This is a genomic window from Aliarcobacter sp. (genome assembly GCF_041672065.1).
Classification (GTDB): domain Bacteria; phylum Campylobacterota; class Campylobacteria; order Campylobacterales; family Arcobacteraceae; genus Aliarcobacter; species Aliarcobacter skirrowii.
In genome coordinates this window covers 1-10484 of sequence record NZ_JBAZAH010000057.1, presented here as the reverse complement: position 1 = coordinate 10484, position 10484 = coordinate 1, and the positions used below count along the sequence as shown (strand labels likewise).

Sequence of the window (10484 nt, the reverse complement as noted above, 5' to 3'; positions counted from 1 at the left end):
TTTACAGTTGTTGTCTCTTTAATTCCCTCTCTTAAAGAAAAACTTCTAATTCCGTGAATAATTGGGAATATAACTGCTTTTTTAATATTTATTAAATCATTTTTCCCCATAAAATTTGATACAGTTGTTGGGGTATCAAATGCAGTTGTTGATTTTGCAAAATATGCCAAAAATATTGCACTATGTTTTTTTGAGTATAGAATATTTTTTAAATCAATTAAAAGATTTTTGTCCCCAGCAACAGCATAAGAGTCTATAAATATTGCTAAATCTAAAAAATCTTTCATATTTGAGCTATTATTTAACCATCTATTTAAATCATTTTTAAAATCACTATAATTTTTGCACCATTGTGGATTTGAAACCATAATATTTCCTTTACAAGGTGGATACCCTAAGAAAATGAGTGCATCAGTAATTTTTTGCATATAAGGTCTGTATTGTTCTACATCAATACCATCTTTTACTATTAAAGCATTATCTTGATCATTTTTTATAATCTGTTCATTTCTTCCTTCACTTCCCATTACAAAAATACAAGAGCTGTTTTGTAAATCTTCTGGAACTATAAGTGAGTAAACTTTTTGATATAGTTTTGTATTTAATTGACCAATTAAATTAGAGATATGATGTATTTTTACACCTTTTGCTTGTAAAGATGTAATAATATCCATAAAATCTTTTGTTGCCTCTTTTAAATTTTCAATACTCTTTGCACTATTGATTTTTGATTCAATTACATAAGTATGATTTGCAAAGTGAGATAATATATCTATTTGTTCTAAAACTCCAACCATATTTTTATTATCATCAACAACACCAACTCTTTTTATATTTTTTTTAACTAAAATTGTAAGAGCATCAAACAGATAATCATTTTTATTAATTGTTAAAAGTGGAAAGATAGCAATATCTTTTACAGGTATTGTTAAATCTCTTCCTTGAAGTAAAACTTTTACTTTTAAAAGCGAATCTGTAATTATTCCATACTCTTTATTTTCACCTTCAACTATAATTGTTGAAGTTTTAAACTGCATTGATTTTTCAATTGCATCTATTAGTTTTGTATCTTTTTTTACAATACAAGCCTCGTGAATTAGAGTATCTTGAACTTTTGCAATCATAAAAGATGATAGTTGAGATGCATTCTCTTTCTCTTTTAAAGTTCTTAATTTATTTACTAAATCTTTTAAGAAGAAATCTTTAAATTCCTGATTTGCATCTATTAAATTTAAAAACATTTTTTTATCTAATTCATAACAAATTAGCTCCTCATTTACTTTAAAAGTATTTGAACATTTATTATAAATAAGTGAGTTTGAATCAAAAGTATCTTCACTTTGATAATCCATAACTACTACATTATCACTGTTGTATTCAAAAACTGAACCTTTTATAATTAAAAAAAAGTGATTAGGAATATTGTTTGGACTTATTAAAATAGTTCCTTTTGGATAATAAGCTATATCCATATGCTCAAGACATTTTGCCATTTGGCTTGGGCTTAAAACTTCAAAAGGGTGGATTTTTGATAAAAAAACCTCTTGATCTTGAATACTCATCTTATCTCCTTAGATTTTTTATTTTTTGAAAATATAAATTTTGATGCAATTATTGCTATAAAAAAGTTTAAAAATGCTCCAACTATTCCAATTGATTCTGGTATTAAATACAAAAAGTAATTACTCTGCTCAACTTTAAAATTATAGACAATTGTGTAAATAACTACAAATAAAAAAGATATTAAAAGAGCAAAAAATATTGATTTTTTATCTATATTTTTAAAAATAGTTAAAATAATTGTTGGAAACAAAGTTGCTGCACTAATAGTGAAAGCCAAAAGAACTATTTGTAAAATAGTGTAACTATTATTTATTTGTAATAAAGTTGCGAATACAATTAAAATAGCTAAAATAGAGTTTAATTTAAGTTTTGATATTTTTTTATTGTTTGGTAAAAATTCATTTACTAAAGTCGCTTTTATTAATAGTAAAAGTCCTGTAATTGTTGATAAAGTTGCAGCAAGTGCACCTGAAATTACTAAAGCAATTACCCAATTTGGCATATTATTAACTTCACTATTTAGTAAAAAGATTGTATCTGGATCTATTTTTAACTCATTTAAAGTTACAAGATTGTCACTATTTTCATCACTATATTTTACTAAATTTGTATCTTCCCAAGTTTTAAGCCACTTACCATAGATTTGCTCATTTTTATCATTTATAAATTCATCTTTTATAAAAGATTTATACTCTACATTTGAGATATTTTTTGAAAAATTTATGTATGAAAGTGCTGGTAATGATATTAAAAAAGAGTATATTAAAGCTATAAAAACAGTTGCCCAAATTGCACTTTTTTTGCTATTTTCAACACTACTTGTATGAAAAAATTTTGTTAAAATATGTGGTAAAGTAGCAACTCCAAGAGCTAAAGATATAGTTAAAAAAGTAGTAGTTAAAAAGCTACTCTCTTTTAAAGATATATTAAAACTATTTTGAATTTCAACTACTAAATTTTCTGTATTTTGTATAGATGAAAAGATTGCAAGTTGAGGGATAAAACTATTTGTTAATGATATAGTTAAAAATATAATTGGAGTTGCAAAAGAGAAAAGAATAATAATATATTGAAGAATATAAGAGTAAGAGAACTCTTTTTTACCAAATATAGTTGCATAAAAAAAAGTTAAAATTGATGCAAAAAGTAAAGCAAGTGTAAACTCTATTTGAAAAATTCTTGAAAAGATTATTCCAGTTGCCTTTATTTGAGCGCAAAGATATAAAAAAGATATAGCTAAAATTATAAAAGCAGATAGTTTTTTAATCTCTAAACTACTATATTTTATATCAAAAAATGATGGAATAGATAGTTCATCTTTCTCTCTTATTTTTGGAGCAATGATAAATATGAGTATAAAAAATCCTGAAATAATTCCTACAATAATATAGTTTGTAAGTGAATAAGAGTATAAAAAAATACCAGCAAAAGAGATAAATGTAGCTGCACTTATAAAATCAACAGCTATAGAAAGACCATTTGAAATAGTTTTGTTATTGGCTTTTTTTACAATATAAAAATCTTTTGTAGATGTAGATTTTGTCCACATAGCTATACCAAAATAGATTGTGAATGATATTCCTACAAAAAGATATATTAAAGATTGAAGTTCCATTAAAGAGTATTCCTAAAAAATATGTAAAACTGCATATTACTTCCTTGAAAATTAAGGCGAATTATATTTAAAATATATAGCAAAAGCATAGCAAAATAGGAAACTTGTTAAATAGAGTAGTATCTATCTATTTTATATCCCAAACCTCTTATATTTTTTATAAAATCCTCTTTTAAACTCTTTTTAAGTCTTGAAATTTCAGCTCTAATTGTAGGATTATCAATGTTTTCACTATCCCAAACATCAATTCTAAACTGTTCAAAATCTACAATCATATTTATATTTAATGCTAAAATATGGATTATCTCTAACTGTTTTTTTGTAAGATTTTGAGGTTCACCATTAAAATAAAGAGTCTGTTTATCTTTTGAGTAAGAGTAGTTCTCTGAAAATTTGATATGGCTTGTATCTCTTTGCTCTTTTTTTAAAATTAAGTTTATTTTAATTCCTAACTCTTCAAGATGAAAAGGTTTTTTAAGATACTCTCTAGCTCCTAAACTATATGCTTTTGTAATATCTTCTATATCAATTTGAGCTGAAATGAAAATTGTTGGAATATGAATTTTCTTACTATTTAACTCATCTAAAATCATAAATCCATCTTTTGTAGGAACATTTACATCAAGAATTAATAAATCGTATCTATTTTCAATATTATCTAAAACATCTTGTCCATCAAAATAGCTATCAACCATATGACCAATATTTTTTAGATATTCAGTTATTGTGTTGTTTAGCATTAACTCATCTTCAAGCAGTAGTATTTTCATTTAGTTTAAACCTATATATAAATTTTGTATCTTTTGTATCTGATAGAACTTTGATTATAACTAAATTCTTATCACAAATCTCTTTTACTATTTTTAAGCCAAGTCCAAATCCACCTCTTGCTTGATTCTCTCTATAAAAATCTTCAAAAATTTTATCAATATAATCTATTTTTTTAGAAGAGGTTGTAATTGAAAGTTCAACCTCTTCATCATCTACATAAAATAGTTTAATATATATTGGAGATCTTGCAAACGAGTATTTAACCGCATTTGATAAATTATTATCAATTACTCTTTGAAGTTCAATAGAGTTAAATTTTATATAAACATCCTCTTCAATGTTTTTTATAAAATATAAGCTATTTGATTTTACAATCTCTTCAAAAAAAGTTAATCTATTCTCTAAAATTTCACTAAAATTAAGGTACTCTTTCTCATAAATAACTCTATCTTTTTTAATTAAATATGATAAATCATCATAAATATATTGAATTATTTTACTTCCAGCTTCAATATTTGTAATATAGCTATTATCTTCAACTTTCATTTTAAGAAGATCTATATTTGTTCTAATAATTGATAAAGGTGTATTTATCTCATGAACAGAGTTTTTTATAAATTTCTTTTGACTCTCAACAAGCTCTGATAACTCTTTTGTTTTCTCCTCAACTTTTTCCTCTAGGTTTTTATTTAAGCCTTCTAAAATATTTGTTTTTAGTTTTATATTGCTTATTGCATCAAATGCAAAATTAGCAATAACTTTAAACTCTCCAAATATAAATCTACTTTGATTTATAGGTTCATTTTTCTCCTGAGCCTCTTTAAAATATTTTCCTATTTCAGTAACATCTTTTACAATTAAAATAGTTGCGTTTTTATATATAAATATTGAGTATAAAATAAGTAAAATTGTCATAGAAACAATTTGCAAAGTATAGTTTGAGATTTTTTTGTTGTACTCTTGCTCTTTTTGTCTAATTAGCTTATCAATCTCATCTAAATAGACACCTTTTCCAATAGTCCAAGAAAATGGTTCATAAGATATAACATAAGATATTTTATTTCTCTCTTTGGTAATTTCAGGTTTTGTCCAAAAGTAGTTTACAAATCCACCATCACTGTTTTTAGATATTTCAATTAGCTCTTTGACTACCTCTTTTTTATTACTATCTGTAAAATTTAAGAAATTTTTACCAATATTTGATTTATCTGTTGAATTATCTATTAAAACACCACTAAAATCATAAATAAATATATACTCATTTGGATTTTCATTTAAATTAATTCTATTTAAAATATATATAATCTCTTTTTTAATCTCATCTTTTGATTTTAAATTTTTATTCTCTTCGTAGTAAAACTCTATAAATTTTAAACTGTTTTTTATATGACTTTTTAGAATCTCTTTTTGACTATTTGAATAATCCTCTTTTAGAGTGATAATTTTTTCTTGAAGTTCATCGTGTGCATTATTTATTATAATAAAAGTAAAAAATGCAATAAGTAAAACAATAAAAAAAATACTATAGACAATTAGATGATAAAGAGATTTCGCTTTTAACATTTGCTACCTTTAAAAATAAGTTGTAATAGTAGCTATATTTTATTGATAAAAAGATAAATTAAAATGGCGCGGCCAACGAGACTCGAACTCGCGACCTCCTGCGTGACAGGCAGGCATTCTAACCAACTAAACTATGGCCGCACCTTTTAAGAAATGGTGGTCGATATAAGACTCGAACTTATGACATCTACCTTGTAAGGGTAGCGCTCTACCAACTGAGCTAATCGACCTTTGTATATTTGACCTTGGTGACCCCTAGGGGATTCGAACCCCTGTGGCATGGATGAAAACCATGAATCCTAACCGTTAGATGAAGGGGCCAAGATATACAAAATAAAAATGGTGACCTGTGATGGATTCGAACCATCGGCCTCCTCATTAAAAGTGAGATGCTCTACCGGCTGAGCTAACAAGTCATAAAATAAGAAAAATGGCGCGGCCAACGAGACTCGAACTCGCGACCTCCTGCGTGACAGGCAGGCATTCTAACCAACTAAACTATGGCCGCACCTTTTAAGAAATGGTGGTCGATATAAGACTCGAACTTATGACATCTACCTTGTAAGGGTAGCGCTCTACCAACTGAGCTAATCGACCTTTGTATATTTGACCTTGGTGACCCCTAGGGGATTCGAACCCCTGTGGCATGGATGAAAACCATGAATCCTAACCGTTAGATGAAGGGGCCAAGATATACAAAATAAAAATGGTGACCTGTGATGGATTCGAACCATCGGCCTCCTCATTAAAAGTGAGATGCTCTACCAGCTGAGCTAACAAGTCATTTTTATAATTTTAAGTTACTAAACTCAAAATGGACTGGAATTATAGTGCAAATTAAATTAATTGTCAAGAGTTTTTTTAATAAATTTTAAAATTTCTTTTAAAGAAGTAAGTGCAGCTTTTTTTTGGATCTCTTCTCTACTACCTTTAAAGTTAAAAATTTTAATTTTTTGAGCTCCAAAACTATCTGAAATTCCAATTACTACCATACCTACAGGTTTGTTTTTTGTTCCACCATTTGGTCCTGCAACCCCTGATATTGCAATACCATAAGATGCATCAAATTTTTTTATAACTCCTTTTAGCATTTCAGATACAACCTCTTTACTAACTGCTCCAAAATCTTTTAATGTTGATTTTAAAACACCAAGTTCTTGATTTTTTATCTTATTTGAGTATGTAACAATGCTTCCATTAAAAACATCACTTGATCCAGAAATTTTAGTAATCATGCTAGCAACTAATCCACCAGTACAAGACTCTGCTGTTGTAATTGTAAGATGATTCTCTCTTAGTAGATTTTGTAGAGTTATCATATCTTTTTTAGAGAATTTTTTTGACATAAAAATCCTTTATAAAGAAAAAGGCTTTTGCCTTTTTCTAATTATTATTTATCATCTGTAAAATCAGCTAGGAATTTATCTTCGTAGAAAGTTTTTCCAAGATGTTTTGTAACAATTTTGATATCTCTTTCTGCATTTCCAAAACAAGAAGTTGCACCTGGAGATGGTGTCATATTAAATATAATTCCTTCTTCTTCAGTAATAGAAGCTTCACCTAACATTAGTTTTTTCTCCGTTTTATTTAAAACTTGTGGTCTAACTCCTCCAAAACCTTTTGCATACTCAATATCATCTACACTTAGTGAAGGAACAATTTTTTGTGCATCTTTAACAAAAAGTTTTTTGTTTATTCCTGGAATTTCAAATAAGAAGTTTTTAAATACATAGTTTCTAATATCTGAATCTTTTAATAAATCCCAGAATATTTTCATAATACTTCCATCAAAGTTTAAAGTTTTTAAACATTGGAAGAATGATTTTCCACCTTTATATCTTTCTAAAACTAAAAGTGCAAGAGCTGTTGGTCCAAATCTTGTTTTACCTTCACATAAGATATCTGGATCTCCATGAAGCGCTGCAAATGGAAGTTTGTCATTTTGTACCATATAAACTTTACCATTTAAGTATGTTCCATTTGTAATATAAAATGATCCAGCCATAGATAGTGAACCCATATGTTTCCCATGCCCCATTTTATGAGCTAGATAAAGTGAATGTGCTCCAGCATTTACAACAACGAAATCAGCTGTATAAACATCTCCTTTAGTAGTTGTTACTTTAAACATTTTGTCAATTTTTTCTATCTCATCAACTTCTGAGTTAAAGAATACATCAGTAATTTTTGAACTATCAGCCCCTTTAGCAGCTTTAACTAGCTCTTTAGTCATTTCACCATAATCAACAGTTGTGTATTGATCATTTGTACCCATTGCAACAATTGGTTCAGGTCTATCTTTAGTTCTCTCTTTATCAGCATAAACAAGTAATGGCTCTTTTTCTCTTAAAGCCTCTTTGTCCCATAACTCTAAATAAGGGAAAATCTCTTTAAATTGATTATATCTATCTGTAATAAATTTAACCTCTTTTTCACCAACTCCTAAAGCCATTTTTTGGTGTTTGAACATAATTTTATCTTGTAAGTTGTATGCCAAACAGAACTTTTCAATCATTTTTGCAGTTCTTTTTGTAATTTTTGCTTTTTCAAATGTATAGTTTGTTTCAATATCACCAACGTGAATTGTTTGAGAATTACTTGTACCTTTTGAATTTAAAGTTGCTAAATCTTCATATTTTTCTAAAAGACAGATATTCTTTACATCTGAATATTTAGCAAGCTCAAAGAACATAGCGGCTCCTGAAATTCCACCACCAACAACGATTACTTCATAATGTTTTGCACTCATTTTATATCCTATATTTTTAATGTCAAAATTTGGGAACGATTTTATCATATAAAGTTTTGATTTTAGATAAATGAAATATTTAAAATTTGAAAATTAACTATTTTTGTTGATTAAAGTAAATTAAAACTCTTTTAGATATAATCAGCGATTTAAATAATAAGCTAAACAGATAAATATAAGGTGTTATGATGGATTATAAAGAGAGTTTACTACTACCAAAAACTGATTTTCCAATGAGAGGTGGTTTGCCACAAAATGAACCAATAAGATACAAGAAGTGGGATGAACAAGCTGTATATGAAAAAATGAAGAAAAATAGAGTAGGGTGTGAAAGTTTTACTCTTCATGATGGACCTCCTTATGCAAATGGAAATATTCATATAGGTCATGCTTTAAATAAAATTTTAAAAGATATTATAAATAAATTTCACTATTTTGATGGAAAATCTATACGATATACTCCAGGTTGGGATTGTCATGGTTTACCAATTGAGCAAAAAGTTGAAGAAAAAATAGGAAGCCAAAAGAAAAAAGAGCTTCCAAAATCAAAATTAAGACAACTTTGTAGAGATCATGCAACAAAATTTGTTGAAATTCAAAAAGATGAGTTTAAACAACTTGGAGTTATTGCTGATTGGGAAAATCCATATTTAACAATGGATTTTAAATTTGAAGCAAATATTTATAGAGAGCTTTGTACAATTGCAAAACAAGGATTATTGGTTCAAAGAAGTAAACCTGTTTATTGGTCATGGGCAGCTCAAACAGCTTTAGCTGAAGCTGAAGTTGAGTATGAAGATAAAACTTCACCTTCAATTTATGTGGCATTTAAACATCAAGATCTTGATGCTAGTATTATTATTTGGACAACAACACCTTGGACTCTTCCAGCAAATCAAGCGATTGCACTAAATAAAGATGAAGAGTATGTTCTTACAAGTGATAAATTTATAGTAGCTCGTAAACTATATAACTCTTTAATTGAGCAAGAGGTTATAAAAGGGTCTATTATTGAGACAATAGATGTATTAAAATTAGAAAATACAAAAGCTACAAATCCACTAAATGGTAGAGACTCTAGAGTTATTTTTGGAGAGCATGTTTTAATGGATTCTGGAAGTGGAGCAGTTCACACAGCACCAGGACATGGAGAGGATGACTATAAAGTATCACTTAAATATGGTATTGAAGTGATTATGCCAGTTGATGCTTATGGAAAATATGATGAAACAATTATTAGAGAAAAACTATTTAAAGATTGTGATAAATATTTAGGATTAAATGTATTTAAAGCAAATGAGTTGATTTTAGAAGAGTTAGGAGCTGCTTTATTAAAAAGAGTAGATATTAGACACTCTTATCCACACTGTTGGAGAACTCATACACCAATTATTTTTAGAGCAACAAAACAGTGGTTTATCTCTATTGATGATAAGTATGGAGAAAAAAATCAAACATTAAGAGAAAATGCTCTGGAAGTAGTTGAAAATCTAAAATTCTATCCAGAGTGGGGAAGAAATAGATTAAAAGCTATGCTTGATGGAAGACCTGATTGGTGTATCTCAAGACAAAGAGACTGGGGAGTTCCAATTGCATTTTTCAGAAATAAAAAAACTGATGAGATAATTTTTGATGAAAAAGTATTAAACTTTACAGCAATGATCTTTGAACAACATGGTTGTGATGCTTGGTACGATATGGAAATTAAAGACTTATTATATCCTGGAAGTGGATTAAATCCTGATGATTTAGAAAAAACTTTGGATATTTTGGATGTTTGGTTTGATAGTGGAAGTACACAAAATGCTGTTTTAAGAAGTGGAAATTATGATGCTGGAACATTCCCAGCTGATATGTATCTTGAAGGAAGTGATCAACATAGAGGTTGGTTCCAATCTTCACTTTTAACTACACTTGCTTCAAGTGAAATTGCTCCTTATAAAGCTTTAGTTACTCATGGATTTACCATGGATGAAAAAGGCGAAAAAATGTCTAAATCAAAGGGAAATACAGTCGAACCAGCAAAAATTATGAAAGAATATGGTTCTGAAATACTTAGATTATGGGTTGCAATGAGTGATTATCAAAATGATCAAAAAATCTCTGATAATATTTTAAAACAAAATGGTGAACTTTATAGAAAAATAAGAAATACAGCAAGATTTTTACTTGCAAATATTGATGGACTTGAAAAATTAGTTGAAGTTGAAAAATTGGGTGTTT

7 protein-coding genes and 8 tRNA genes are annotated in these 10484 nt (G+C 27.8%); 1 reads left to right on the top strand and 14 read right to left on the bottom strand.

Going from position 1 to position 10484, the window contains the following annotated elements:
* From WC168_RS08115 to WC168_RS08050, 14 genes are all read right to left on the bottom strand, one after another.
* The coding region (locus WC168_RS08115; protein ID WP_372618587.1) for a DUF294 nucleotidyltransferase-like domain-containing protein at nucleotides 1–1562 on the bottom strand (1562 nt) is incomplete at its 3' end.
* On the bottom strand, nucleotides 1559–3178 hold the full coding sequence (locus WC168_RS08110) for a VC_2705 family sodium/solute symporter (RefSeq protein ID WP_372618585.1): 1620 nt from the start codon (nucleotides 3176–3178) through the stop codon (nucleotides 1559–1561). The genes WC168_RS08115 and WC168_RS08110, both read right to left, overlap by 4 nt.
* 107 nt (nucleotides 3179–3285) lie before the next feature.
* A complete protein-coding gene (locus WC168_RS08105; protein ID WP_066158742.1) occupies nucleotides 3286–3948 on the bottom strand; it encodes a response regulator transcription factor in 663 nt (220 codons plus the stop codon).
* Nucleotides 3929–5512 carry a cache domain-containing protein gene (locus WC168_RS08100; RefSeq protein ID WP_372618583.1) on the bottom strand — a complete coding sequence of 528 codons (1584 nt, stop codon included), beginning with the start codon at nucleotides 5510–5512 and terminating at the stop codon, nucleotides 3929–3931. The genes WC168_RS08105 and WC168_RS08100 overlap by 20 nt, the downstream gene beginning before the upstream one ends.
* 64 nt (nucleotides 5513–5576) lie before the next feature.
* Nucleotides 5577–5653: transfer RNA gene (locus WC168_RS08095), tRNA-Asp, on the bottom strand.
* A gap of 13 nt (nucleotides 5654–5666) precedes the next feature.
* Nucleotides 5667–5742: transfer RNA gene (locus WC168_RS08090), tRNA-Val, on the bottom strand.
* Between the two features lie 16 nt (nucleotides 5743–5758).
* Nucleotides 5759–5833, bottom strand: a tRNA-Glu gene (locus tag WC168_RS08085).
* A gap of 19 nt (nucleotides 5834–5852) precedes the next feature.
* Nucleotides 5853–5928 (bottom strand) — tRNA-Lys (locus WC168_RS08080).
* Nucleotides 5929–5943: 15 nt separating this feature from the next.
* Nucleotides 5944–6020 (bottom strand) — tRNA-Asp (locus tag WC168_RS08075).
* Between the two features lie 13 nt (nucleotides 6021–6033).
* Nucleotides 6034–6109, bottom strand: a tRNA-Val gene (locus tag WC168_RS08070).
* Nucleotides 6110–6125: 16 nt separating this feature from the next.
* Nucleotides 6126–6200, bottom strand: a tRNA-Glu gene (locus WC168_RS08065).
* A gap of 19 nt (nucleotides 6201–6219) precedes the next feature.
* Nucleotides 6220–6295 (bottom strand) — tRNA-Lys (locus WC168_RS08060).
* A 59-nt stretch (nucleotides 6296–6354) separates the two neighbouring features.
* Nucleotides 6355–6858, bottom strand: coding sequence for a CinA family protein (locus WC168_RS08055; RefSeq protein ID WP_066407129.1), 504 nt, complete (start codon nucleotides 6856–6858; stop codon nucleotides 6355–6357).
* A 44-nt stretch (nucleotides 6859–6902) separates the two neighbouring features.
* Nucleotides 6903–8261, bottom strand: a complete 1359-nt coding sequence (locus WC168_RS08050; RefSeq protein WP_372618581.1) for an FAD-dependent oxidoreductase — start codon at nucleotides 8259–8261, stop codon at nucleotides 6903–6905.
* A 188-nt stretch (nucleotides 8262–8449) separates the two neighbouring features.
* Here WC168_RS08050 and ileS point away from each other — a divergent pair.
* Nucleotides 8450–10484 (top strand): isoleucine--tRNA ligase (gene ileS, locus WC168_RS08045; RefSeq protein WP_372618579.1); only part of this gene is annotated, 2035 nt, incomplete at its 3' end.

Bases quoted from the DNA above. Each gene is read 5' to 3' on its own strand.
- WC168_RS08110 (WP_372618585.1), bottom strand. From the start codon at position 3,178: ATGGAACTTCAATCTTTAATATATCTTTTTGTAGGAATATCATTCACA.
- WC168_RS08105 (WP_066158742.1), bottom strand. From the start codon at position 3,948: ATGAAAATACTACTGCTTGAAGATGAGTTAATGCTAAACAACACAATA.
- WC168_RS08100 (WP_372618583.1), bottom strand. From the start codon at position 5,512: ATGTTAAAAGCGAAATCTCTTTATCATCTAATTGTCTATAGTATTTTT.
- WC168_RS08055 (WP_066407129.1), bottom strand. From the start codon at position 6,858: ATGTCAAAAAAATTCTCTAAAAAAGATATGATAACTCTACAAAATCTA.
- WC168_RS08050 (WP_372618581.1), bottom strand. From the start codon at position 8,261: ATGAGTGCAAAACATTATGAAGTAATCGTTGTTGGTGGTGGAATTTCA.